This window comes from Halodesulfovibrio sp. MK-HDV, assembly GCF_009914765.1.
In the GTDB taxonomy this organism is placed as follows: domain Bacteria; phylum Desulfobacterota; class Desulfovibrionia; order Desulfovibrionales; family Desulfovibrionaceae; genus Halodesulfovibrio.
The window spans coordinates 18,190-44,588 of the sequence record NZ_WYDS01000026.1 but is presented as its reverse complement, the minus strand read 5'-3'; the positions used below and the strand labels follow the sequence as shown (position 1 = coordinate 44,588).

Below are 26,399 nucleotides of genomic sequence, written 5' to 3'. Positions count from 1 at the left end.
CGTGGTAGCGGGGACAGGATTTGAACCTGCGGCCTTCGGGTTATGAGCCCGACGAGCTACCGTACTGCTCCACCCCCGCGTCATCGTGAGAAGGTATCTATGCCCTTCTTGGTCGTCCGTCAACAGAAACAAAAACTTTATTTCTACTGGGACGGAATAAAAAAGAAAAGAGGTTCAGAATCACTTCCGAACCTCATATAGTCATGGTAGCGGGGACAGGATTTGAACCTGCGGCCTTCGGGTTATGAGCCCGACGAGCTACCGTACTGCTCCACCCCGCGTCATCGTGAAAAGGTATCTATGCTCTTACAGGTCGCCCGTCAACAAGAAACAAAAACTTTATGCCCTTAAGAGATAAGAAGAGAAAAACGTCCTTAACAATCAGCTTTGACCTCATCATGCTTTTGTACAAAAGCAAACACATCAGAGACGATCTACAGTGCGTGAGTCTTTTTCATGCTGCAAGCGCCAACACCCTATATCAACCAAAAACATCAGTCGCTCCAAACGGAGTGACCACTGCGCCCATCTAAAACCGTCAGGCTCTCTTATCCCTAAAAACTGCACTGGCTAGATGCCGCTCAAGTCGGCTCAAATTACTTTTTGCTCAGATAGTTAATGATTGCATAAAACGCATTGAGATCGAAGCCGTTTAGATATTCATCTTTGGACAAAGGCTGAGACGACTGCTTAATTATTGCGATTCTATGATTCACGTCTAAATAAATCCACTGCCCGTGTACGCCAATCGCAACAATGGCTTCCATTCCTTTAGTATGTTTGACCCACCATTGTGCGCGATAGCTCCATTCGCCTTTCGGAAAAACTACTCCATCAGACTCCGGACCAGTATCAAACGCTTTAATGCTTCCGCCGTCAGCAAGCTTTTTAATGACAGACGGTGATACAACCTGTTTGCCATCAAACTTGCCGTCGTTGATCATCATAATCGCAAAGCGAGCTAAGTTATTCGGCGTGGCATTCAAGCCGCCACCAACAACCAACGTACCGTTCTTATCTAAAAGAACATATGTTTCACCCTCTGTGCCAAGCTTTGACCAGAGCTTATCGTACATTATATCCTGAAAAGGCTGCTCATTCACTCGGTTAATTACCCAGTTCACCACATCAGTCTTAGGCGTCTGGTAATGAAAAATCTCACCATGCTTATGCTTTTTGTCGATACCGAGTGTGCCGATGTACTCGTAGAGATTTTCTTCGTATTCAACTCCAGGCTCTGGCGCTGTCCACCCAAGAACTGCACTATAACGACGAATACCTGATTTAGGATCTGAATACACTTCAGAAAAGTCCATGGAGTTGGTCATATTCAAAACCTGCCCAAAGGTTGCATCAGCAAACGCGCCCGCATCTTTAAGCTCAGGTATATATTCAACAACCAAATCATCTTCGCCCAGCTTCCCATCTTCCACAGCAATCAATCCAAGCAAGCCACCGAATGACTTTGTAACTGACATCATCTGGTGCGGCTGGTTAGCATTCATACCGTTGAAAAACTTTTCATAAACAATTTTATCACCCTGAATGACCACCAGCGAGTCGGTATATGTCTTCTTCATAAAAGTTTCCATATCCACCATCGAGTCACTACCGGGCTCTTCTACGACAACCGTATCTAAACCTTTATTGATCTCTTTCTTGATGGCTATCGCCTTCTCAGCAGCCTTGATCGATGCAGAAGGATACAGCATTCGCATATTCAAATACGACCAACGGTTAAACGGCGCCGTCAGCATGGCATTATCACGGGTCACTCGCTTATCCGGCGGCGGAGGAAACCCTTCCATAAGCTCTAGCTCAGACGCTGTGGCATATTTGTCTTGAGTGGCCGTTGCAGCATTCGCACCCGCAACAGTTGAGAACAGAAAGAGCATTGCCCCAACCATTAGAGCACAGAGGCATAGCAAATATACATACGGGTTCTTAGCGTTAACAAAACTTTTCATAGGTACTCCTGTTATAGCCGATGACATCCGGATCTCTGACCTTTACATACGTTATACTCAGCCAAGAACGAGTAAAGGATTTCTTCAAAGCCTTCCTACTCTGATGCAACAAAAGGACATTGCAACTATCTAAAAGAACAAGTTGTAAGACCATGGACAGCAGAGCGTTTACCAAGAAAAAATAACGCTACAGAAAATCGACTAGACAACGCAGTACAAACGGCCTGTTCAATAGGTAGAGCATGACGCAGCCCCTGCCTTCCCCATGAGGTGTATGTATATAAAACAGTACAGACAAGACGTTAATCAGAATCTCTAAATGCTATGTGAATTGCTAAGAAGGGAACAAAAAGGAAGGAAAGATGTGGAGAAAACACTAATCGGTCGAAAGGCAGACTCGAAAAACACAAAAAAAGGCACCTAGAGAGATATCTCTAGGTGCCTGAAATTTCGTGGTAGCGGGGACAGGATTTGAACCTGCGGCCTTCGGGTTATGAGCCCGACGAGCTACCGTACTGCTCCACCCCGCGTCACCGTATAATGAGCATCTTAACAGCAATCAGTCATAAAGATCGATGCTATTTTGAAGTCATAAAATGATTCAGAGTCTTTTCTGAATCTGTAATCTCATATCATTTCAAAAAATACTAATCTTTACTGATACATAATGTACAATTGATTAGAATTTAATGGCAGGGGTGGAGAGATTCGAACTCCCAACATCCGGTTTTGGAGACCGGCGTTCTAGCCGTTAGAACTACACCCCTGAATCATTTTTTTGGTAGCGGGGACAGGATTTGAACCTGCGGCCTTCGGGTTATGAGCCCGACGAGCTACCGTACTGCTCCACCCCGCGTCACCGTATATATGCTCTTCTTAACAGCAATCAGTTCATACGAACAATGCTATTTTGAAGTCATAAAAAAAGATTCAGACAATACGCTGAATCTAGATGTTTAACCATCCATTAACCTGCAACGCACTACTGTGCGTGGCGCGAAACGTGCTGGACACATACGAATATGCATCATCTGCTCATTACACTTCAAAACAATTTACACTGAATTGAATGTTAATGGCAGGGGTGGAGAGATTCGAACTCCCAACATCCGGTTTTGGAGACCGGCGTTCTAGCCGTTAGAACTACACCCCTGGATCATTTTAATGGTAGCGGGGACAGGATTTGAACCTGCGGCCTTCGGGTTATGAGCCCGACGAGCTACCGTACTGCTCCACCCCGCGTCATCGTGAGAGAGCTTCTATGCCGATTCGCCCTACCTGTCAACAGCACTTTGCAATAAAATTTTATTTTTCTAAACAATTAACCGTACCAATACCGGAAGTCTCAATGGAATATACTCTATCCTTATTTACAAGCAACACCAATCGCCTTATACCATGCGCATGACAAATATTAATTCCCTATCTATAGTTGTACCTGTGTTCAACGAAGAAGATAATATTCCCCTTCTTTTCGGTGAAATAAATAAAGCACTCTCTCCGCTCGACAAAGAATGGCAAGTAATTTTTGTTGATGATGGTAGTTCTGATAACAGCCTTCAGGTTATTCGCTCCATGGGCGATAAGCACTCTGAAGTAAAATATGTAGCGTTTGCAGAAAACTGTGGGCAGTCCGCTGCATTCAAAGCTGGCTTTGATGCTGCTGAAACTGACGTAGTGATTACTATCGATGCAGATTTACAGAATGATCCTGCTGATATTCCTGCCCTTCTTCGTGAATACGAACGAGGTTACACAATGGTTATCGGCTGGCGTCAGAAACGTCAGGATACATTGCAGAAAAAAGTTGCTTCCAAAATCGGAAACGCAATCCGTAACAAATTAAGCCGTGAAACCGTAAAAGACACCGGTTGCTCACTTAAAGTTATGGACACCACACTGGTTCAGCAAATTCCGATGCTCACCGGTATGCACCGATTCCTCCCTACGCTTATGAAAATGCAGGGCGCAACTGTTTCTGAAGTACCTGTGAACCACAGACATCGTCAGCATGGAGAGTCCAAATACGGAATCCTCGACAGAGCTAAAGCTACTTTCCTTGATTTGTTAGCTATCCGCTGGATGCAGAGCCGTCACTTCCGTTATTCTATTAAAGATCGCAACTTATAACTCGCGATTATACGCGAAGTTACTTGCGCCATATATTCTATCCCTAGACCAACTGCTTGATGATTTGGTTCATTAATGCAGGGAAAACTATGTCTTCAAGTCAAAAAAAAGTTATTATCAACCTTGCAGTTATCGGACTGCTGGTTGCTGTTGTACTTACATTACGTAAATTAGGCATCGCTGAGGTTTTAGAACCTGAGTGGGTCGATACATATATTCGAAATACTGGAATGCAAGGCGTTGCCCTGTTTATCGGAATAGCCGCCTTACTTACAGGCATGGGCATTCCAAGACAACTTTCCGCCTTTTGCGCAGGATATGCGTTTGGTGCCGTCCATGGCTTCTTAGCCGCGATTACAGCAGTGACACTTGGGTGCATATGCTGTTTTTGGGTAGCCCGATTGTTAGGACAGGAAACAATTAACCGCAGATTCCCGAATCACTTACAGGGCATCAACGGTTTTTTACAAAGCTCACCATTTCAGACAGCAATGATTGTGCGCCTGCTCCCAGTCGGCAGCAATCTGGCTACAAACGTAGTTGCCGGTGTAAGTAATATCCGCCCCTTGTCTTTTGTCGCGGGTTCTTCGTTAGGGTACATGCCACAGACTCTCATCTTCTCTCTTCTGGGAAGTGGTGTCACTGTTGAGCCTGTACTCCGTACCAGTGTGAGCGCCGTGCTTTTTATTCTTTCCTCCGCCATTGGCGTGAGATTGTATAAAAAATATCGGCTTCTTACCTCACAAGTGGAACAAGACGCTTAGTTCTGAGGCGTTGCCTCACTACCGTACATAAAAAAAGAAGGGTGGAGTTTTAACTCCACCCTTCTTTTTTTATGATATTTTTTCGCAGCCGTTTCCGACTCGCAATAACCTATTACTTAATGACTTATTGCTTCGAGACATCATCCACGAGTAGTCCTGAATCGTGCTTAAGTTTCATGATCCGATCATAAGACTGACGAATTCGCTCGATTGGGATATCGCCATTATGAACCGCCCATGTAAGCGAAGTAACAAGCTTGGAAACAATTTTCGGATCATACTTCATGTTGTTTCCCACAAGCACAATGTCACTACCTGCCTGCACAGCTTTTACAGCAGCCTCATCAATGGAGTATTGATTTGTGATCGCTCTCATTTGCAGATCATCTGTCACAATAACACCATCGTAATTAAGCTTCTCTCTAAGCATTTTGGTAACTACCGGATAAGACAATGATGTCGGTGTATCAGCATCAAGCTTACGGTGGTACAGATGCCCTACCATAACGACATGAAGTGGCTCTGTACCTAACAATTCAGCATACGGCAGTAGCTCTTTCTTCGACCATGTTTTTGTAACGTCCGGTAGCCCTTTGTGGGAATCTGAAAGAGAGCTGCCGTGTCCCGGAAAATGCTTGTAACCGGAAATGATTCCATAACGTCCCATGCCCTGAGCGAATGCGTGTGCATACTTAGCAACAGTCGCAGGGTCTGAGCTAAAACTACGCTGTATGGCACCAATAACCGGAGATTCTGGATTCACATTAACATCGAGCACTGGCGCAAAGTCCATATTCACACCAACATCTTTAAGATACGCGCCTGTGCGCTCGCCTGCCGCAAAGGTTTCACTCACCGGCTTTTCACCCAGCTTTTGAGCAGAAGGCGTTCCAGCAAAGCCGTGTGTAGGTTTAAACCGTGAGACCAACCCGCCTTCCTGATCTATTGCGATGAATAATGGAATAGTCGAGATGTCCTGCAATGCGTCAACAAGATCACACACCTGTGCTTTGCTTATAATATTACGTACAGCCTGTGGCCGCAGGTAATCTTTTTCAAATAAAATGACACCACCAATCTGGTGTTGCTTTATGTCCCGCAATATGACGCGCGCAGCGGTAGCACCCTCTCCCCGAAAACCAACCATGATCATTTGACCGATCATTGTTTTGAGAGAAACTTCAGATGCAGGGGATTCAGTGGCCTGCACAGCAAAGCTCTGCGTCGCAATCATTAAAAACAGTACACAGCACGCTATAATTTTTGGCATCCTATATATCAACCCCTGGTGTTATCTGGCATTTTACACGAATGTTTCTTCCAACTGTGCCGTAATCGCCAACCATGTTAAAAGACTGTTCTTCGGTTACTTCAATTTCATCAGCACCGATGACGATATCGCGCTGTTCAAAATAACTCACCAAAGCTTCTTTCGCATCCAGCACAGCATCGAGTAATTTATACTTAGACGAAACACTACGACGCTCACCCATTACAGGGATAAACAGCGTCTGCGCTTCAGTATCTGCAAATAATTCCAGCTCGAATGTCGGCTTTGTCATGGCAGCACCAATGGCGTTAGCAACAGCATATTGCGGAACAGTATACACCGGTATCTGCAATTCATCAGCAAGCAATTTTTGAAAAGCCTCTGCAGGCCCGCCCATAATGCTTACTTGATCCGGTGCCAGGTCTGCCCCGCTCAAAATTTCTCGGATAGTATATACAGGAGTGCTGTTCACTTCTTCGATAAATTCATGCACAGCACGTGATATTGTTTTTACAGCAAGAGTAATTGCCGATGTTGCCAGAGCTAACGGCTCCATGCCACATTCTTCGGCAAGAGATTCTATCCCCTTGCGGCTAGCTGAACTGTCACCGAATGACGCGTGTCCGCAATAGATGAGTGCGTCCATCAAAGCCGGACTGCTTCCACCTTCTGCCATGCAAACGCCTTTTCGCTCAGGGCCTACACGTAATGCACCTGCGGAATAATGCAGCGCGGAGTCTCCACCGACACCTATGGAGCGAGTCTTTAATGCATGAACCAAGGTCGGAAAACTGCCGACGGAAATGCCGTCTTTTTCCACAAGCGGAGCATCTACAACAAGCAAAGCAATGTCTGTAGTTGTTCCGCCGATATCCAAAATAAGCGTGTCCCCTTCGGGAGATGGGGAATCTGAACAATCTTTGCCAATACAACGCTGAGCAAGCACGCCCATAACACTCGCAGCAGGGCCTGAAAGAATGGATTCCACAGGGATCTCTCGAGAGCTTTCAAGCGGCATGGTTCCACCGTCAGCTTTAAGAATATTTACAGGAGCTGTAATACCCTTTGCACGGACTCCGGCTTCGACGGCATCTGCAAATCTGTTATAAAGACGCCAAACTGCGGAGTTGTAGTAGGCCGTTGCAATACGCCGCGGAAAGTCCAGTTGACCGGAAAAACGATGCCCTAACGAGGTCACATCACTTTTAGAAGCAATGGATTCCGCAATATGCTCTTCGTGCGCAGGGTTTCTTGTAGAAAACTTACTCACAGCAGCATACGCGGTAACGTCCGCCGCAACGCACGTTTCAAAGGCATCCATAATTTCTTTTTCCACAACAGGGGCCACTTCTTCCCCTCTGTGGTCAATGGAGCCTTTTACAGGAAAATAAAATTTACCGGTCTGAAAATTATATGGGTCAATGCCGGGACCTGAAGAAACAATCACACCGACTTCATCAGTGCGACCTTCAACTATGGCATTCGTAGAAAGTGTTGTTGATAAATTAAGGCGTGTCACATCTTCGGGAGAAACAGCCTTAAGCACTATCTCAAGCGCGCCCAGAACCGATGACAACAAATCATCATGCGCCGTAGCCACTTTACCAGAGGCAACCACTTTCCCACTCTCAACTGCCACTGCGTCGGTGTGCGTTCCACCAACATCAATACCAATAAGCATGGTTTCCTCCTGTAGTCTTTCGTATAGTCTTCAGTGTATGCAAAAAAGGCAGACAATGCCAAGTAATGTGTCATTGTCTGCCCTGTAGTATCGAAAGAAGAACAGATTACAATTCGTCGCCTTCCAACATCAAGATCGCAAGTCGGATAGCTTCTCTAAAACTATTTGTATGAGCAATATCTTTGCCCACAATATCAAAGCCTGTTCCGTGGTCAACTGAGGTGCGCACAAACGGCAAACCGAGTGTTACGTTAACTGCTTCTGAAAAATGCAGCAGCTTCAGCGGCGCAAGTCCCTGATCGTGATACATAGCCACAACAGCAGAATACACACCGCGTGCAGCTTTGTGGAACAAGGTATCGGCAGGGAACGGCCCTTCAATGTTCATACCCATGGCCTGGGCTTTAAGCACAGCAGGAGCAACAATTTCCTGATCTTCTGTACCAATCTTGCCGGATTCTCCAGCATGTGGATTCAAGCCGCAAACAGCAATCGGACGATCGCCGTGTCCGACTTGTTTCATAAAGTCATCAGTAAGTTTGAAGGTACGCAGCAGACGTTCTTCAGTTATCATATCTGCGACATCGCGAAGTGGCGGATGTGTTGTGGCAAGGCTTACCCGCAAAATTTCTCCGCACAGGTGCATACACACTTCATCGTCCTGAAGTCCTGCGTGCCGTGCTAAAAATTCTGTATGTCCGGGAAAATCAAATCCTGCCTCCTGCAACATTGCCTTATGTAATGGTAATGTCACCATACCTGTGGCAATACCATCGGTAATGCACTGGCATGCTGCCTGCAAAGATTCACCTGCGATAAATCCACCTTCTTTGGTGGCTTCACCTACTGTAATCGGCAGATCTCGAATTGACGAAGGTTCGTACAGATAAACACCGTACGCCTTACTTGTAATGTCTCGTGGAGATTCTACAACCTCCCAGAACGGGTCCATATTGAGTCGCTCGGTGTGCACCAGCAACGAAGCAGCAGAGCCGATCATAATAATCGGGCGCTTCGCCGCAATGAATATATCTTCACCAAACAGGCGACAGGCCAACTCAGGCCCTAGCCCGTTTGCATCACCAAGTGTAATAAGAAGCGTTTTTTTTGGCATAACAAACTCGAATTAAGTATGTAGTCAGTCTATGACTATGTCCCACCATTCAGAACAGGACTATACACAATAAAGCCACATTCTGAAATGCGGGCTAAAATTATGCGCTTTCCTTCTGCCTGTCCAGAAGCAACGTATTTTTCTAAATTCTGTCTCCAGACTCATTGAAATTTGCCCTTAAACAAAACACACTGTACATTATGATCTACAATAAAAAATAATCACATGCCCGACAGTCATATGTAAGGAGCCTTTTCATGCCCAAGAACCGCACACAAAATAAAGAATTGAAGATTTCAACGGTTATTCCCACGTTGGGGGCTCCAAAAATCCCATCTCCACTTGCGGCTTGCAAGTTTGAAACTGACGAACGCGGTGTAGACTTTTATCTGGATAATGAACTGCACGAAGACATTACAAATGACCAACCGATTCCGCTTTGTTTTGAAAAGGCAGGCCCGCGCCAGCATCTTTTCTTCGACACTCCAAAAGCCAAATGTGCCATTGTAACATGTGGTGGACTCTGTCCCGGTATCAACGAAGTTATCCGCTCCATTGTTATGGCGGCATTTCATAACTACCATGTAAGCAGTGTTCTCGGCATCAAATACGGACTGGAAGGCTTTATTCCTAAATATGGACATGATGTTGTTGAGCTAGTTCCGCAGATGATCTCGCACATCCACCTGCTGGGCGGCACAATCCTCGGTTCATCACGCGGTCCTCAGTCTACTGAAGAAGTTGTTGATGCATTAGAGCGCCTCAACATCAGCTGTTTGTTTATGATCGGCGGAGACGGCACCATGAAAGCCGCAAGCGCTATCGTGGATGAAGTAACAAAACGTATGCTTAAAATTTCTGTTATCGGTGTCCCTAAGACTATTGATAACGACATCGACTTTATTCCACAGACGTTCGGTTTCGAAACTGCCGTGGACAAAGCTACTGAAGCTATCCAATGTGCTCATACAGAAGCACAAGGCTCTATGAACGGTGTCGGCCTTGTAAAACTTATGGGTCGGGAATCCGGTTTTATTGCGGCGCACGCATCGTTATCCCTCAAAGAGGTTAACTTTGTGCTTATTCCGGAAAAAGATTTTGCTTTATACGGTGAAGGCGGCCTACTCGAAAATTTAGAGAAACGATTACTCACCCGCCGACATGCAGTTATTGTTGTAGCAGAAGGTGCGGGGCAGCATTTGCTTTCCGACACAAATTTAACGGACGCATCGGGCAACAAAGTTCTTGGCGACATTATGGGATTCCTCAAAAAAGAAATCCATAGCTACATGACCGAGCGCAACGTTCCTTATACTCTCAAACTTATTGATCCGAGCTACATCATTCGTTCCGTACCGGCCAACGCCAACGACAGAGTTTATTGCGGATTCCTCGGACAAAACGCAGTACATGCGGCTATGGCAGGTAAAACTGCAATGGTTGTGTCGAAACTTATGGACAGATTCGTACATCTTCCATTACGCCTCGTAACCCGTAAACGGCGAAGGATTAACACGCGGTCTGACTACTGGCGTGCTGTTATAGAATCTACAGGGCAATCAACCCTCATAGATTTTCATAACCACTATTGCGAGTAGCCCCCTGCTTTGTTAACAAATAAGGCAGGGTAGAATACCTTTGCTTTATATTCCAGCTCGTTTCATACACCACCAGAACAGGCGGTAAGACTCATTGTCTTACCGCTTTTAGTATACGGAAGGATACCTATGCTTCGCTCTGCTTCATGCTTTTTGTTAGTGCTTATGCTTACGGTTTTCTGCACCACCAGCTCGTTTGCCGAAGACGCTGGCCTTGCAGACCTCTTCCATACAAACAAGGTGGAAGGAACCATTGTTATCTCCTCACTAGACGGCACCACTGTTTTTTTGCACAACAAAGAACGTGCAAACACACAGCTTTTGCCCGCATCAACTTTTAAAATGCTTAACACTCTCATTGCGTTAGATGAAAAAGTTGTTGCAAATGAACAGGAGATTCTTACATGGGATGGCAAAGACAGAGGTCTGTCTGCATGGAATAGAGACCACTCCATTGAAACCGCCCTTCCTGTTTCCTGTGTCTGGTTTTATCAGGAACTTGCACGCCGCATCGGTATGAAGAAGTATACCAAGCACCTTAAGGCGGTTGGCTACGGAAATCAGACAGCAGGCCCTGAAATTTCGAACTTTTGGCTTGTGGGCGATTTAGCCATTTCTGCCTTTGAACAAATTGAATTTCTAAAAGCCCTGTATGCACGGTCATTGCCATATGATAAAAAGCATCAAGACTTGCTCAACAAATTATTACTCGTGCAACAAACTCCCGACTACACACTGTACGGCAAAACAGGCTGGGCAACTCGAATTCCGCAACCACAGGGTTGGTTTGTCGGTTACGTAGAATCAAAAGGAACAGTTTGGTTCTTTGCCACCAACATTGTTATTACGCAAAAAAGCGATGCTAAATATCGCAAAGCAATCACCATAGAAGCTCTCAAACGTAAGGGCATTATTCAGTAAACAAACACACTGTCCCTGCGCCATATGCATAGCTAAACAGACTACCCCCTAACACTCTTTTGTACGGATCAACCATGCTCCAACAGATTAAAGCCGCAGCCGGTTCCGGTAAGACATTCACACTCACACAAAAATTCTTAAGTCTTCTTGCTGAAGCTACTCAGGAAGAACACAAAGAAAAAAATACTGCATGTGCCATTGCGAACCCAGATGGTTCGTTCAACTGGTACGAAATCCTTGCCGTTACTTTTACCAACAAAGCGGCAACGGAAATGCGTGAGCGTGTTATCCAGTCTTTGAAAGAACGAGCCATTTATCCTGATTTGAACAATCCGGCAGCTGCCTGGAACCCTGAGGATGCTCATCGATGGGTCAACAAACTACTCCAGCGCTATTCTTCGCTTAACATCCGTACCATCGACAGCTTGCTGAACATGCTGGTACGCCTTGGCGCACTTGACCTTTCCCTGCCACCAGACTTTGAACCAATTTTTGACGATAAAATCCTCTTTGACCCTCTCTATGACCAGATGCTTATTCGAGCATCACAAGGCGGCAAAGAAAGTGCACTGTTAAAAGATGCATGCGAATCGTTGCTGTTTCATACAGATATGAATGGCTTTGTACCGGGTGACAGACTTCGCGATAAAGTCCACACCCTCATGCAATACCGTCTGGAGCATGGAGCATTACCGGAAGTTGACGGAGATGCCCTGCGCGGCTGGCTTGTACTTCTGCATGAAGAACTCAGCCGCACCACCACAGCTGTGCAAAAATTTATTGCGGAAGAAGGCATAAAACCTGCTGCAAACTTTACGAAGTTTTTAGACAAGTGCCTTGCACTGTCTATATTCTCGTCCAAGCTCCCTTCTGCCACATATGCGAAAAAACCTTCTGTCGATGACTGCGTGCTGAAAGCATCCAGAGGCAAAGCATCTGCCGACTTGCATAAAGCCTATGCAGATATGTGCGACACTTTTGCACTACTGGAAGTTCAAGGTGCGATTCTTCGTAAAGCCTTAGAGCTTGTTCCGTTCATTAATATTGCAGAACCGCTTGCAGCTGAAGTTGAGACACTACAACGTGAAAAAGGTGTTATCCCTGCTTCCCAGTGGCCTATTTACGCGCAAAAAGTACTAAGCGGTGAGCACGCAGCTTCTGAGGCTTTTTGCCGAATGGGTACCCGTCTTACACATCTGCTCATTGATGAATTTCAGGACACATCCAAAACACAGTGGAAAGCGATTGAACCGCTTGCTGTTGAGTGCCTGTCAAAAGAAGGCTCCGTTGTTTACGTTGGTGATGTTAAACAGGCTATCTACAGCTGGCGCGGTGGTGATTCCGATCTGTTTGACGGCATCTTGGACGAAGAGGCAATTCAAGCAGTTGCCCATGATCCGGAGCGCACTACGCTAGATAACAACTGGCGCAGTAGCGAAAACGTTGTGCATTTTAACAACGCTATTTTCTCTCGCCTTGAAGATGAAGAAACCGCAAAGCGCATCGCCAATGAGCTTGTAGGGAAAGCTTCTACAGACGTTGTGGACGAGTTGGCTGCGGATATTATGAAAGGCTTCTCCGGCGCCGCACAGAACGTTCCACCGCACAAAGAAGGCAGTGGTGGCCTTGTTAAGCTCTACGACATTGAAGCAGAAAATACAGAAGCATTGTTTGAATCTGTTCATAAAGAACTGAAAAAACTTTTTGTAGATGACTTACAGCATCGCCGTAAGCTGAGAGATATTGCTGTACTGGTTCGCACCAACGGTGAAGCAAACATGCTGGCAAACTGGCTTGTAGAATGGGGCTTCCCTATTATTACAGAAAACAGTCTGTGCCTTGCTGACCACCCTGTCATTCAACAAATGGTCAACCTGCTAACCTTCTTGGATTACCCGCTTAACGACGTGGCCTTCTGGTCTGTTATCAGCGGCTCTGAATTATTCTGCGACATTGCCGGAATCAACAGAGCAGAACTTGATGACTGGCTTGCAGCGCCGCGCAAAGGTACCCTTTTCAACGCATTTAAAGCTGACTACCCACAGGCATGGGAACAATGGATTGCTCCATTCTATTCACAGGCAGGCTTGATGAGTGCGTACGATACGGTGCGTGAAGGCTTTGAGCATTTCGAAGTATTCAAACGCTTCCCGCAGGATGAAATATTCCTGCGCCGTTTCCTTGAGATTGTGCACACAGCAGAAACAAACGGACTGCGTTCCCTTTCTGCATTCCTCACTTTCTGGCAGGACGGCGGTGTAGAAGAAAAAGTTCCAATGCCGGAAAATTTGGATGCAATCCGTATTCTCACCATGCATAAATCAAAGGGACTTGAGTTCCCTGTAGTTGTCATTCCATTTCATCACCAAATGCAGCAACGCCCTTCCGGACAAGAGGCATTTACCTTTAACGGACAGGAAATTCTTGTTCCGCAGTGTAAAGAACTAGGTGACGATTACTACCGTGTTGTAGGTAAAGATGCTCGTGAACAACTGCATTTACTTTACGTGGCATGGACACGCCCTGTTGAAGAGTTGCATGCTGTTATCACCTCTACTCCGACACACGAACGCACTTCACCATTGTTAAAAAGCTTACGAGTACTGCTCACAGATCTTCAGGACAAAATGGATGAAAAAGGCTGCATCACCATCGGCGAAGCGCCGGAAAGCACGCTCACAGTAGAAATAGTTGATGAAGTAGATCGTAACAAGCTGATGCCAGCGCATGAAGACGTGCTTGCATGGAAACCGATGCACTGGCTGCCGCGATTAAAAATTTTCCGTAACCCGCTGGAAGAAATTATCTACGATGAACGCCGCCGCGGTATTCTTGTCCATACCTGCCTCGAGCATTTGCGTGTTCTGGATAATCCGCAGGAAGATGTGCACCGCGCCATTCAGCATGGCATGCGCGAGTATCCGCTGCCTATGGAAAACAGAGTTGAGGTAGAAGAAGAGCTGACGGATATGCTGTTGTGGCTCACGTCTCTGCCAGACTTTACTAAATGGCAACACTTCGGAAGACCGGAGCAAGGCATCATGGACGAGCAAGGTAACCAGCACAGGGCTGACTTACTTGTTCGCGAGCCTGACGCCATTACTATTGTTGAATATAAGACTGGCGGCCACGACCCTGCGCACAAACAGCAGGTGCGTCGTTATCTCAACTTACTGAATGCCATGCCTGCGTATGACAACTGCGCGCTATTAGGCACGATTATTTATCTCGATTCACGCGAAACTGTAGACGTTACCCTTTCCACCGGAGCCTAACCATGCATACTAAACCATTTGTCATTATCCCTTGGCAGAACGATTTTATCTCCGGTCTTATGGAACGGGTTCTCGCAGACACCGACAATAATCCGGGTGATGCGTTGATTATCTTCCCGCATTCACGCCCACGTAAATATCTGTCTGACAGTCTGCGTTTTAATGAAGCACTTCCAAAACCGTTTCTTATGCCGCAGATCTTTCAGGTAAGCGATGTTTTCCAGATGCTCCGTAGTGAGCTGGAACCAACACCGCCTCACGTTATTGAAGTACTGGATCGTGTCGGCTTGTTAATGGAATGCATACAGGACATTAACAAGAAAGATACCTTTACGTCCGGTCCTCTTCAGACGCTACCGCTTAATGATCCACAGCGCTTTTTCCCGTGGGGTATGCGTCTGAACTCGTTATTGGAAGATTTCTTTAACCAGAACAAAACGCCAGAAGATTACTTCCACATGGAAGGACAGGTTGTTCCTTTTGCAGCAATCCTGCTCGGACAGCTTGGTCGTATTCATGATGCATACACAGAAAAACTGGAAAATCGTGGCTGGACTACTCCGGGATACGATGCGTTCCGAGTTCTGCAATTACTGAATGACAGCTCCAAGCCGGTTATGAGTCTTTCTCATAAGAAAATTTACATTGCAGGCTTCTATGGCCTCACAGGTGTAGAAAAAGAATTGTTCCGCATTCTACACGCCGAATACGGCGCTACTATCATGATTCATTCTGATGCGGAACTGACAACAGGTGGGCAGACTCACTGGGCATGTCGTGAGCACAGAAAGTGGATTTCCGAATGGTCAATCGGCACCGAATTATGTGAAGAACCACAAGAGCGTGAACAAGACTTACAGCTCTATGAAGGGTTCGATCTACATTCACAGCTGGACGCGATGGAACAGAAGCTTCTGCAACAGGACTCCATCAGTGACACCGCTGTAGTTCTGCCGGACACTGGGCTTATGATGCCGGTACTCCACCATTTGCCACGTAAAGACGTGAACATTTCCATGGGCTACCCGCTCTGGCGTTCCAACTTATTTCAACTATTGGAAGTAGTGCTGCATCTGCAAGAAAACAAACGCGCGGACGGCTATTACTGGAAAGACATCATCTCTCTTATTCGTCATCCGTATATTAAAATGCTGACCATCGGAGAAGAGCGTCCGTTCGGTGTAACCTTGCATACTATGGAAAAAGAACTGCGTCGGGGTAAAAGCTACACCACGCCTTTCACTATTCCATTTACCCGCGACGAAAATGTCACTGCTTCCGAAGAGGAAATGCAGGAGCTGCTCCACAGGGTTCTTTCCAACGCCATCACAGCATGGGAAGAAATAGAGACTCCGGCGCAACTTGCAAACACTCTTTCTGATTTATGTACGGTTCTGCTGGAACATGGCGGCAACCTATGGGATCGATTCCCGATTGATGCAGAATCCATGTACCGCATCATGCGTAAGGTTATCCCTTCGTTACGCGAGTGTTCTCTTGCAAATCAGGAATTTTCTCAGGGAGTACTGTTCACTATTCTGCGCGAAATTATTCGTGGTGAACGGGTGCCTTTTGAAGCTGACCCGCTTACCGGTTTGCAGGTTTTGGGTATGCTGGAATCTCGTCTGCTGCATTTTAAGAATGTATATGTTCTGGATGCCACAGAAAACAAACTTCCCGGCTTACCGGGTAATGATCCACTATTGCCGGACAGCCTGCGCTCCATGCTTGGTCTGCCGGACGCGCGCCATCGTGAAAGCGTAGCAGCATACAACTTTTATCGTCTTATCCGCGGAGCAACAAATGTTCATGTGCTCTACCAGACAGGATCTGAGCGCACCGGTATTTTTGAAGAAAAGCATATCCGTTCCCGCTTTGTAGAAGAGCTGCTGTGGAAAGAAGAATGCAAGCAAGGCAAACTCCTTGCACCAGGTGACGCACCACTGCACGGTATCAGCTACCCCGTTTCCACCATCAAAAAAGAAGACCATGTCATTCAGCGCACTTCCGCAATCAATGACATGATTGAAACCTTTTTAGCCAAGCCGGTTTCACCTTCTGCACTCAACACATATCTCAACTGCCCTATGCAGTTCTATATGGAGCGCATTGGTAACTTGCGCCCTGTGGACGAAGTAAATGAAGCCGAAGACTTTGCTGCAATCGGTGATCTGTTCCACAAAGTGTTAGAAAAGTTTTTCACTGAGTATCTGCATAAAGAAACCGAATTCAGCAAGCTTGATCCAGAACCGCTCCAGCGCATGTTTGTACAAATGCTCCATGAATCCAGTATCAAAGAAGAAGTGCCTTACGATTCCTTTGTCATGCTGGAGACAGCAGGAAAAGAACGCCTGAGCCGCTTCTTGCGAAACCAGCCTATGGCTAAAATTGACTCTCTGGAAAAAAGACTTATTAAAACTATTGGTGTTGATGCAAAAGAGCGTTCCATCGCCGGAATTGCCGACCGAATTGATATCCGTAACAACACACGGGTTATTCTGGATTACAAAACTGGCAACATCCATAAACCGGACAACGGATTATGGCAGGACGAGTTCCTGATGGCGCAAATGCGTACATGGGATGGTGGCGTTGAAGACCCGCTTAACCAGTTAGCAGACAAAGTTGTTAACCTGCAATTGCCTGCGTATTTGTACATGATGCACAATCCAAGGCTCACATCTACTTGTGACGCAGGATGGGTTGAATTGAAAAAAGACGGTAAGGAGCATCTATTCTTTGAAAAAATTGATGACGAACTCCACGATGAAATTATCACAGAGCACATCCCGCTTATTCTCCAATTCATGCTCAGACACATCGAAAAATCACCAATAATTAGACCCCGAAAAGGTCGCCATTGCCAATGGTGTACTTGCACTGCTGGCTGTTCTGTGTAAAGACTAAGACGAAGCAAATAATTGAGTGCAGTATGTCCAAATTAACTGCCGTACTCTGACTGCGAGACACCGCGCAGTACATATAATCACAATGCGGAATTGAAGCGCCGCATTTGGAGGACTGAATCATGTCATTTCCTACCTTGAAGATTGGCGATCTTGTTGCCAATACTCCTATTATTCAGGGAGGTATGGGCGTTGGAATTTCTCTTTCCAATCTTGCTAGTGCCGTTGCCAATGAGGGAGGCATCGGAGTTATCGCTGGAGCTATGATCGGAATGAGTGAGCCAGACATAGGCAAAAACCCTATGGAAGCTAACATCCGCGCTATGCGTAAAGAAATTCGCAAAGCTAAAGAGATGACCAAAGGCGTACTCGGAGTAAACATTATGGTTGCTCTTACGAACTTTGCTGATCTCGTAAAAACCTCTTTGGATGAAAAGATCGACGTAATCTTCTCAGGTGCTGGACTTCCTATGGATTTACCTGCGTACCTGAAAGACTATTACGAAGAACACAAAGAAAAAGCTAACACCAAACTTGTGCCTATCGTCTCATCAGCTCGCGCTGCTAAGATTCTTTGTAAAAAGTGGGCATCCAAGTATGATTACCTGCCAGACGCTTTTGTGGTTGAGGGACCCAAAGCAGGCGGACATCTTGGTTTTAAAGCTGAACAGCTCGAAGATCCTGACTTTGCACTTGAAAAAGTAATAAGTGAAGTAATTGAAGCTGTTAAAGAATTTGAAGCAAAATCAGGAAAAACCATTCCTGTTATCGCTGCAGGGGGCATCTACACCGGTGAAGATATTAAAAAATTCATCGAAATGGGTGCAGCAGGGGTACAGATGGGAACCAGATTTGTTGCTACAGATGAATGCGATGCAGACGATCGCTTTAAACAAGCGTATGTTGATGCACGAAAAGAAGACGTAACCGTTATTAAGAGTCCTGTAGGTCTCCCCGGTCGCGCTCTGAAAAACAAGTTTGTTGAAGACTCCCGAAACGGTCTTAAAAAGCCGTTCAAGTGCCCATTTGAGTGTATTCACAACTGCGCACATGAACAAAGCCCGTACTGCATCGCTGCAGCACTGCTTAATGCTAAAAAAGGCAACCTTTCTCGAGGCTTTGCATTCTCAGGTACTAACGTACACCGTATTAAAGAAATCATTCCCGTAGGAAAACTTATTGATTCTCTGCGAAATGAGTTCTTATCTACTAAAAAGTAGAACATTCTTTTCTGTTAACAGAAAAAGCCGTGACCATATGGTCACGGCTTTTTTTTCGTTATTTTTTCCTACACACAGCATCACAAAATGCCACACAATTTAGGCATGATAACAAGCTATCATGGCTTATCCCACTTTATATGTTGAGCTCCAAACATTGTGCAGCCCTGCCCTCTCAACTATGCTTACTAGAAGCAAAGGAGCTGTCGCATGATTATTACTCCAGAACAATTACGCACTAAAATATTATCGTTTTATCCGGAAATTACAAAACAACAGATAGATTTGTCTGTTCAGTTTGATAAAGAAAAAAATGCATGGGTTGCCCAATTGTCTAAGCATCATCATGAATTAATAACATATATCGAACCTAAAGATGCGCAGGAATGCTTGAATGGTATTGAATGCGTGTACTTGGGTACTCAGATAGGTCAGTTCATTTTCAATTATTGCAGCGAAAGCTCTGAGTGTAACGTCAAATAAACTTTACACCACTCCTAGGGCTGCCACTTACGTAATCGGCGGGGGACGCAAGCGTATAAAGGCAGTCCTTTTTTTATGCAGAACGCTTATTAGCTCAAAAAGTCTGCAATGCCCTGAGCTTTAAGCACGTCGATCGTTATGCCACAGCCTGCAAGCAACATGGCCACACTCTCTTTCCCTTCACCGGAAACTTTAAATTCCTGATGCCGCAAACCGACCGTCATTGCTGCTGACAGCAACAATTGAAGCAGCTCTAAATTTCCACGAATCGGGGCATGTAGCACCAATTCGACATCAGCATGTGTCGACAACAATTCGAGCAGCACTGCACGCAGTTGCTCTGCCTCAACAACATTTTCGATTGTTGAAACGTACAGTGTCACGCTGTTGGAATTGCGCTCATAGCTAAATCCATGCAGCTCTTCCATCTGCTTAGCAGACTCTTGATTTGCCACATCCAAAGTTCCACCAAGAAGCGCCCCTTGCACCTGAGAATCTTCAGCCTGCTCTGCATCACTGCTTGTTGTTGCTTCGGCCTTCTCAGGTAATTCCTGCTGTGCTTTATCTAATGACCGAGAGGCAATTCCAGCGGAAATTGCTTCTTCAAACAATTCCCCTTCAAGCTCTGCTTCTAGCAAGGCAAACTTGTCATCTGCTATTGAATCAGAAGACAAGGAAGGTGAAGCGTATTCTCTCGGTTGATATGAACTTACAGGAACATTCGCTGAATCGAGAGGCCGTTGCTGGTCTGAAACCCCGTATAAAGGATCGTCAGCAGGCTCACTCTCTTCAAAAGAAGCTACCTTAGTATGCTCAGTGCTCTCTGAAATTTCAGTTTGACGAGTTTCAATATCGGCGGTTTCTACATTGTCAGTATCAATTGACAGGAGCGCTGATTTCCAAGCAGGATTTTTTGAATCAAAGGCTGACATGGAAACGACATGAATAGCCTCTTCAGGAATATCAAGAACCATCTGCAACTGCTCTGCATTAAGCACCGTTGCAAACAAAACTTGTAAGTATGCACCAGACGCCGGGGACGCAAATTGTACGCCCAACACCTGACCACTTTTGTAAAGGAACTGAAGTAATGAGAAAGGAGTAAACTGGGTACCTGCTAACAGCCCGCTATCATCCAGTTCGAGTACAAAACATGTGCACTCCTGCATGAAGTCATCCTGCAGCACATAGCCGGAAATAGAAAAGGCTACGTTACCCTGCGGGTCGCGTAGCGAATGCATTGCAAGCATCGTTTTTGCGTCAGAAGGCCACGTTGCCTCAATCAGCTCTTTCAATGCATTATTTGCCTTAGAAATTTTCTCAGCATCGGCACTATCAAGAAACGCCACTAATGCACTGAATGCACGTATGACTTCTCGAATATTCACATACGAAAGTGATAAAGTCCGTTTTCGGAACGCCCCGATTACTAGCTGCAACAAGTCAACCAGAGCAACTGCATCAGTCAGCCCAAGTAAATTAAAACAGTTAGAAAGTAACGGGGTTGTATTATATATTGTTGAAAGAAGCACTGTATCTGCCCGTTCGGCAGATACTTCCAAATCCAGAAGGAATGGATCCAAGTCATCAAGTACAGTTCGTGCGTCTGTCAGAATTGTTCCAACAAGCGAATCCAGCATTCAAACATCACTCCGTATGGGGAAAAACCCTTGGCATGCAATAAGTCGCAACACCATACCCTGTTATGAGTTCAATGTACACATAGCTTGCACAGCCCCCCTATAACCTGTATGTCACAACCAATGGTTCTCCTTGCCAAATTGAAACCATTGCGTACACTATCCGTTGAACATATTTTTTGCTTAGGCAATTAGGAGGCATGGAATGTTCAAACGACTTATTATACTTTTTTGTGGAGTACTTATGATGTGCACTGCAACCGCAGCGTCTGCGGCAACGGTGACTAAACTCAAAAATGGTCTTACTGTTTTGATTCAAGAAGATAAGCGTTTTCCGCTCGTCTCAACAAGACTGTATGTACATGCTGGGTCAGGCTATGAAGAGCCTAGGGAAGCTGGCATCAGCCATGTGCTTGAACATATGGTTTTTAAAGGCACTAAAAACTATGCAAAGGGCCAGATCGCTGCAAGTATTGAAGAATTAGGTGGCTACCTTAACGCTGCTACTAGTTTTGATTACACAGTTTATATTGCAGATCTACCTGCTGATGCATGGCAAACTGGACTGAAAGTTTTACGCGATCAGGCATTTTTCGCCAATATTGATGCGGAAGAACTTGAGTCAGAAAAAAAAAGTTATTATTTCCGAACTGGAGCGCGGTGAAGACAGCCCGTTCGGTCTTCTTTTCAAAAAACTGCAACAGCAGACTATGAAAGGGACAACCTACGCATGGCCAATTATCGGCTACCGCGACACCATCAATTCCTTCACTCGTGAAGACATTACCAACTACATCAAAAAGCATTACCAGCCACAGCAGATGCTGTTGGTTGTATGCGGTGATATAGACGAAAAAGCTGTGCTCGCTGAGGCAGAAAAGCTATACGGTAGTCTCGAAAACACTGCCAATGTTACTCCGCCATCCGTTGTTAATATTGACAAACTGGATATGACCGGACCTAACATTCAGGTTGTAGAAGGCAAGTGGAACAAAGTATACCTTGGTATCTCTTTCCCCATTCCGGGATTTGATGATGTTAACACCACGGGTCTCGACATGTTGGCACAGCTCATGGGTGGAGATAAGACTTCTCCGTTCTACCGCAAGTACCAGTATGAAAAGCAGCTTGTCGACGCCATCTCCGTATCTGCATACTCTTTTGAACGTGCAGGTCTTATCTACATTACAGCAGTGCTTGATGCAGATAAATTGGATGAATTCTGGCCTGAATTAATGAAAGATTTACGCAACCTCAAGGCTTCTGAATTCAAAGATGAAGACATGGCCCGCGTTCGTTTAAATCTTGAGGATTCCCTTTTCCGCTCTAAAGAAACTCTTTCCGGCCTTACTTCCAAGATCGGCATGTTCGAATTTTTCTTTGGCGGCGAACAGGGTGAACAGAATTACCTTGATGAAGTTGATAACGTAAACCGTGAACAGCTTCAGAACCTTATCGACACCTACCTCAAGCCGGAACATTTACAGGCAACAGTCCTCGCGCCACAGGATGGCGAAGTAAGCGGAACCACGCTTACCGCACAGGTAGTTAAAAACTGGGAATCAAAAAGATGCTGTAAAAAAACAGCTGATTGCAAAAGACATCACCGGCGAAAAGGAAGTTATCGATCTCGGTAACGGTCGCCAGTTGATTCTGATTCCAGATACAACTTTGCCATACGTTGCGATCGATATGGATTTCATGGGCGGAGACACTCTGATCAATAAAGATCAGGAAGGTCTTTCCGTACTTGCTGCCCGCGTTCTTACCAAAGGCACAGGTTCCATGGATGCTCCTGCCATTGAAGAATACCTTGCAGACCGTGCAGCATCAGTTGCAGCATCTGCAAGCAGAAGAACATTCTCAGTAAGCGCGCGTTACCCTGCCCGCTTCTCTGGTGATATTCTAAAGCTCTTCAGTAAAATGGTGCAGACTCCAACATTGGCTGTTGAGGAAGTTAACCGCGAAAAAGTTGATCAGGTAGCAGGCATTAAGTTGCGCGAGGACCAGCCACTTGGCTTGGCCACTCGTAACCTCTTCCCGTTCCTGTTTACTGATTCCATCTACAGTTACTACCACGCAGGTATTCCGGCACAGGTAGAAAAATTCACACAGGCTGATGTTGACGCTTTCTGGAATAAACAGAAATCAATGCCATGGGTAATGGCTGTCGCCGGTGAATTTGACCGTGATGCAATCATCGAATTTGCAAAACAGCTCCCGACACCAACAGAACAACGTCCTGAAAAGTTCGTTCCTGTTTGGAATAAAGAGCGCACCAAGTCCATTTCTCTCAAAGACCGTAATCAGGCACACCTGTTTATGATCTTTGAAACTGTGCCGCTTACCAGCAAAGACACAGCAGGACTTGAGCTCATGCAGACCATCCTCGCCGGTCAGAGCGGACTGCTCTTCAATGACCTGCGCGATAAGCATGGCCTTGGCTACACTGTAACGGCCTCAAGTTGGCAGTCCACCATTACCGGCTTTACCTACTTCTACATCGGCACCGAGCCTGAGAAAGAAGAAGCTGCAATGGCTGGTTTCCGCAGAATCATTAAAGAGATTCAAGAAAAGCCTCTTTCTGAAGAGCAGATCAAACGCGGACAAAACTTAATGCGCGGCCAGTACTACCGTGGACACCAGAGCCTCGGCAGTCGCAGTGCAGAAGCAGCAGGACTGGCAACAGCCCAGTTACCACTCAGCTACAACAAAGACATCGTGGATCAAGTACAAAAACTTACTCCTAAAGATGTTCAGGAAATTGCGAAAAAATATCTCAATGCAGATAAAGCATACATCCTTCGTGTAGCGCCATAAGCATCCGAGTACAAAATATGAAAAGGGGTGAATCCGATGGATTCACCCCTTTTTTTACTATTTTTTCTGAGCGTTGTTGATTTGTACGGTGACTCTATTCGATAGCACAAAGCCGGTGCAGTAATGCCGCGTTTATACTGGCCTGCATCTATGTGTTGTCTCCGACGGGCAAGGGGTCAGCCCCTTGCATCCCCGCGAGAGGGACGCCCTCTCGACTGCGATTAGGCGAGACTGTTTTTCTACTATCACGGTATCGGCTTTATGAATTTCATTTCGCAGGAATTAAAATAAGGGTGAGTCCGTAGGACTCACCCTTATTACATTCTATGATTACGACCCTGTTGTGTAGTCTAAAAGCTACTGAAAGAAGGTCGAAGCCCGCCGCAACGGTAACAACACCTTTGCTCAGAAGAACTGATAATCTATTTACTTACAGACCACCACTACACGCCCTTCTTCAAGGAAATTATGTGCGTTGTTGATCTGTTTTAACAACAAAGCCTGCTCGTCTGAGATAACAATATTGCTTCGGGTTTTACCCTGAACACGCACGGCCTTAAGTACCAATGGGTTCGTAGAGCTACGTTTTGAAGCAATAGCCTCTTCCCATGTTCCCGCGTATTCCACCATACCATTTCTCAGCGCTACGTTACGGTTAACAACTCGTGGACTGTACAGAACATGTCCTGTTTCATCTACAATGTTAACGGTAATGGCAGGACTAATCCCCACTTCACGCGCATCAATAAGCAGCCCAGTGTAAGCGATGGGTAACACAATGTCTGCCTCGACGGATTCCTGCTGAGAATCTGGAAGCACTGCATTTTCAATAGATTCTGCAACAGCATTCGCAGCTGAATACGGGTTATCATTCACTCGATGAAATGACACATGTTTACCAATAAGCTTCTCAAGGAACATATCGCGCAGAGTAATGCTTACGGTAACACTTGCTACGCCATCCTCGGCAAAGGTTGTTGAAGTAATACGAGAATTCTGCATGTCGCCACGCACAAACTGCATAATATCTTCATCTGTTCGCAGAATATTTTTTACGCGCAACTTTTCCGTCACCGGAATTTTATTCAAAATCTCAAGTAAATTTTTTCGAGCATCAACAGTAGCAGCACGCATAGTCTTAAGGCGTGCTTCACGACTGCTTACCGCAAGGCCTGTTGAAAGACTTTCGCCTTTTGCAGTCACAGTACCTGTGAGCCAGTTTATTGCCCCGTGAGCGTACTCTTGAATAAATCCAGGTTCATACGGTGTAAAACTTTCCAGTTCGAAACCGTCTTTCGAAAAGAGCGGGGCCTTCGGCATTTCTGCGGAGATCTCTGAACCTCCCTTATACCATGAAGGAACGAAATTCTGCTCATGCAGTGCATGCTGTATCGGCTGCTGTGGTTGATATTGAAGCGTTGGAACAACTTTGCTTAGCGTTGTCTCAGAAATATTGGAAGCATCATGCATGTTCTGCTTTTCATATAGTTCATTCTGACTTTCGCTCTGCACCTCAGCTTCCACTTCGCGTATGGCCTGCTCAATAAGTTGAATCTGTGTTGCTTCTGTAGGTGCACTTTCTGCAACAGGTGTTGCCATAGTGCTTGAAGCTTTAATTGCAACAGAATCTACCCCCGTATTTTCTGCTGCGGCCTGAGTTCCGAATAGTAATGTTGCCATGCATACGCTTGCCAACACTCTTTTACTCACCATTTCACCCTCTCAAATTACTACCACATTACAAAAGCCTCAAAGTAGCTTCCAAATGATCCAACCAAATATCTACAAAGCTGGAATATTCAGCAAGACCAAGCACCATAGGTGTACAACGTATACCTGCTGCTTCGATCTGTGACTTCCAGGAATCATCGTCACTGCCAGCCATGTCATTTCGCGCATGGCGACCAACAACAGATAGGAACGGCATCAGCCACACACGCTTAATGTCTCTATCCGCCAATTCAGGCAAAATATGTTCAAGCGTATGATTACCATCCATTGTTCCAAGAAAAATGTTCGGATCAATCTGTTGCAACTGCTGGTAGACCGCGTCATAACAGCTATCACCTTCATGGGATGATCCGTGTCCCATAAAGACAACTCCCTCCTCCGCTTTCCGGCTAGGAGGAATATGTCGAATAATCGCCGAAACAACCTGTGCGATGTCTTTTTCTGAATTTAGTAACGGCGCCCCGACACTTACGTTTTGCAAACGACTCGAGGTTACAAGAGTCTTTGCATGAGCGCATAGATCTTCATATTCCACACCGGGAATAATATGCAATGATTGCACTGCAATATGTGTATAATTTTCAAAAGCCATCTTCTCCAGCGCCTTAACAACAGAATCTCGTTTTACACGCTGCGCAGCAAGACGGTCGCGAATAAGCTCAGAAGTAAACGCAAGCCGTACATTTACCCCGTCAAAACGCGAACGCACCCGCTCATCAAGAAGCCTGAGAGTTTGATGCGCCTGCAAGTTATTAGCGCCAAATGTCACAAGTAAAATACCTTTTTTCATATACACACGCTAATATAAGTCTGGTGGTGAATGGAGACCAGGAGATCCGAAAACCGTTGTCAGAAGCTGGTTGCACAAAATAAGGTCAA

Annotated in this window: 18 protein-coding genes and 7 tRNA genes; 11 read left to right on the top strand and 14 right to left on the bottom strand. The window is 45.7% G+C overall.

All coding sequences use genetic code 11. From position 1 onward, the window contains the following. Positions 1–2: 2 nt before the first annotated feature. From MKHDV_RS17090 to MKHDV_RS17055, 8 genes are all read right to left on the bottom strand, one after another. Positions 3–80: transfer RNA gene (locus tag MKHDV_RS17090), tRNA-Met, on the bottom strand. A gap of 124 nt (positions 81–204) precedes the next feature. Further along, a tRNA-Met gene (locus tag MKHDV_RS17085) sits at positions 205–281 on the bottom strand. 315 nt (positions 282–596) lie between these two features. Next, complete coding sequence (locus tag MKHDV_RS17080; RefSeq protein ID WP_216846956.1) at positions 597–1,967, bottom strand: serine hydrolase; 1,371 nt, start codon at positions 1,965–1,967, stop codon at positions 597–599. Positions 1,968–2,420: 453 nt separating this feature from the next. Next, positions 2,421–2,497 (bottom strand) — tRNA-Met (locus MKHDV_RS17075). Between the two features lie 160 nt (positions 2,498–2,657). Further along, positions 2,658–2,734: transfer RNA gene (locus MKHDV_RS17070), tRNA-Trp, on the bottom strand. Between the two features lie 12 nt (positions 2,735–2,746). Further along, positions 2,747–2,823 (bottom strand) — tRNA-Met (locus MKHDV_RS17065). A 220-nt stretch (positions 2,824–3,043) separates the two neighbouring features. Next, positions 3,044–3,120: transfer RNA gene (locus MKHDV_RS17060), tRNA-Trp, on the bottom strand. A gap of 12 nt (positions 3,121–3,132) precedes the next feature. Further along, positions 3,133–3,209, bottom strand: a tRNA-Met gene (locus tag MKHDV_RS17055). A gap of 162 nt (positions 3,210–3,371) precedes the next feature. Here MKHDV_RS17055 and MKHDV_RS17050 point away from each other — a divergent pair. Both MKHDV_RS17050 and MKHDV_RS17045 read left to right on the top strand, forming a co-directional pair. Continuing rightward, positions 3,372–4,097, top strand: coding sequence for a glycosyltransferase family 2 protein (locus tag MKHDV_RS17050; RefSeq protein WP_162859889.1), 726 nt, complete (start codon positions 3,372–3,374; stop codon positions 4,095–4,097). A gap of 89 nt (positions 4,098–4,186) precedes the next feature. Beyond that, a complete protein-coding gene (locus tag MKHDV_RS17045; RefSeq protein ID WP_160717455.1) occupies positions 4,187–4,861 on the top strand; it encodes a TVP38/TMEM64 family protein in 675 nt (224 codons plus the stop codon). A 124-nt stretch (positions 4,862–4,985) separates the two neighbouring features. Here the strand turns inward: MKHDV_RS17045 and MKHDV_RS17040 are convergent, their stop codons facing one another. From MKHDV_RS17040 to pdxA, 3 genes are all read right to left on the bottom strand, one after another. Beyond that, positions 4,986–6,131: a glycoside hydrolase family 3 protein gene (locus tag MKHDV_RS17040; RefSeq protein ID WP_160717453.1), complete on the bottom strand. Its 1,146-nt coding sequence runs from the start codon at positions 6,129–6,131 to the stop codon at positions 4,986–4,988. A gap of 1 nt (position 6,132) precedes the next feature. Further along, positions 6,133–7,812, bottom strand: coding sequence for a hydantoinase/oxoprolinase family protein (locus tag MKHDV_RS17035; RefSeq protein WP_160717451.1), 1,680 nt, complete (start codon positions 7,810–7,812; stop codon positions 6,133–6,135). 106 nt (positions 7,813–7,918) lie between these two features. Then, positions 7,919–8,926 (bottom strand): 4-hydroxythreonine-4-phosphate dehydrogenase PdxA, encoded by a 1,008-nt coding sequence (gene pdxA / locus MKHDV_RS17030; protein ID WP_160717449.1) that lies wholly within the window; start codon positions 8,924–8,926, stop codon positions 7,919–7,921. A 257-nt stretch (positions 8,927–9,183) separates the two neighbouring features. Here pdxA and MKHDV_RS17025 point away from each other — a divergent pair, with 257 nt between their 5' ends. The 6 genes from MKHDV_RS17025 (at position 9,184) to MKHDV_RS17000 (ending at position 19,329) form a co-directional block, all read left to right on the top strand. Continuing rightward, on the top strand, positions 9,184–10,524 hold the full coding sequence (locus MKHDV_RS17025; protein ID WP_160717447.1) for an ATP-dependent 6-phosphofructokinase: 1,341 nt from the start codon (positions 9,184–9,186) through the stop codon (positions 10,522–10,524). A 129-nt stretch (positions 10,525–10,653) separates the two neighbouring features. After that, complete coding sequence (gene blaOXA / locus MKHDV_RS17020; protein WP_160717445.1) at positions 10,654–11,445, top strand: class D beta-lactamase; 792 nt, start codon at positions 10,654–10,656, stop codon at positions 11,443–11,445. 74 nt (positions 11,446–11,519) lie between these two features. Beyond that, a complete protein-coding gene (locus MKHDV_RS17015; protein ID WP_160717443.1) occupies positions 11,520–14,720 on the top strand; it encodes an exodeoxyribonuclease V subunit beta in 3,201 nt (1,066 codons plus the stop codon). A 2-nt stretch (positions 14,721–14,722) separates the two neighbouring features. After that, a complete protein-coding gene (locus tag MKHDV_RS17010) occupies positions 14,723–17,620 on the top strand; it encodes a PD-(D/E)XK nuclease family protein (RefSeq protein ID WP_160717441.1) in 2,898 nt (965 codons plus the stop codon). Between the two features lie 128 nt (positions 17,621–17,748). Continuing rightward, complete coding sequence (locus MKHDV_RS17005; RefSeq protein ID WP_160717439.1) at positions 17,749–18,846, top strand: nitronate monooxygenase family protein; 1,098 nt, start codon at positions 17,749–17,751, stop codon at positions 18,844–18,846. A gap of 210 nt (positions 18,847–19,056) precedes the next feature. Next, positions 19,057–19,329: a hypothetical protein gene (locus tag MKHDV_RS17000; RefSeq protein ID WP_160717437.1), complete on the top strand. Its 273-nt coding sequence runs from the start codon at positions 19,057–19,059 to the stop codon at positions 19,327–19,329. Positions 19,330–19,418: 89 nt separating this feature from the next. On the opposite strand, the gene MKHDV_RS16995 is transcribed toward MKHDV_RS17000, so the two are convergent. Continuing rightward, positions 19,419–20,969, bottom strand: coding sequence for a hypothetical protein (locus MKHDV_RS16995; protein ID WP_160717435.1), 1,551 nt, complete (start codon positions 20,967–20,969; stop codon positions 19,419–19,421). 205 nt (positions 20,970–21,174) lie between these two features. Between MKHDV_RS16995 and MKHDV_RS19025 the strand changes: the two genes are divergently transcribed. From MKHDV_RS19025 to MKHDV_RS19015, 3 genes are read left to right on the top strand one after another with little or no spacing between them, the layout of a single operon-like run. Then, a complete protein-coding gene (locus MKHDV_RS19025; protein WP_254060512.1) occupies positions 21,175–21,633 on the top strand; it encodes a pitrilysin family protein in 459 nt (152 codons plus the stop codon). Further along, positions 21,587–22,606, top strand: a complete 1,020-nt coding sequence (locus MKHDV_RS19020; protein WP_254060511.1) for a pitrilysin family protein — start codon at positions 21,587–21,589, stop codon at positions 22,604–22,606. Before MKHDV_RS19025 ends, MKHDV_RS19020 begins: the two co-directional genes overlap by 47 nt. A gap of 10 nt (positions 22,607–22,616) precedes the next feature. Then, entirely contained in the window at positions 22,617–23,789 is a 1,173-nt protein-coding gene (locus MKHDV_RS19015; RefSeq protein ID WP_254060510.1) for a pitrilysin family protein, read from the top strand. Positions 23,790–24,215: 426 nt separating this feature from the next. On the opposite strand, the gene MKHDV_RS16985 is transcribed toward MKHDV_RS19015, so the two are convergent. Together MKHDV_RS16985 and MKHDV_RS16980 are read right to left on the bottom strand one after the other, a co-directional pair. Beyond that, on the bottom strand, positions 24,216–25,502 hold the full coding sequence (locus MKHDV_RS16985; protein WP_216846955.1) for a hypothetical protein: 1,287 nt from the start codon (positions 25,500–25,502) through the stop codon (positions 24,216–24,218). A 25-nt stretch (positions 25,503–25,527) separates the two neighbouring features. Continuing rightward, positions 25,528–26,310, bottom strand: coding sequence for a sirohydrochlorin cobaltochelatase (locus MKHDV_RS16980; RefSeq protein WP_160717431.1), 783 nt, complete (start codon positions 26,308–26,310; stop codon positions 25,528–25,530). Positions 26,311–26,399: the final 89 nt, after the last annotated feature.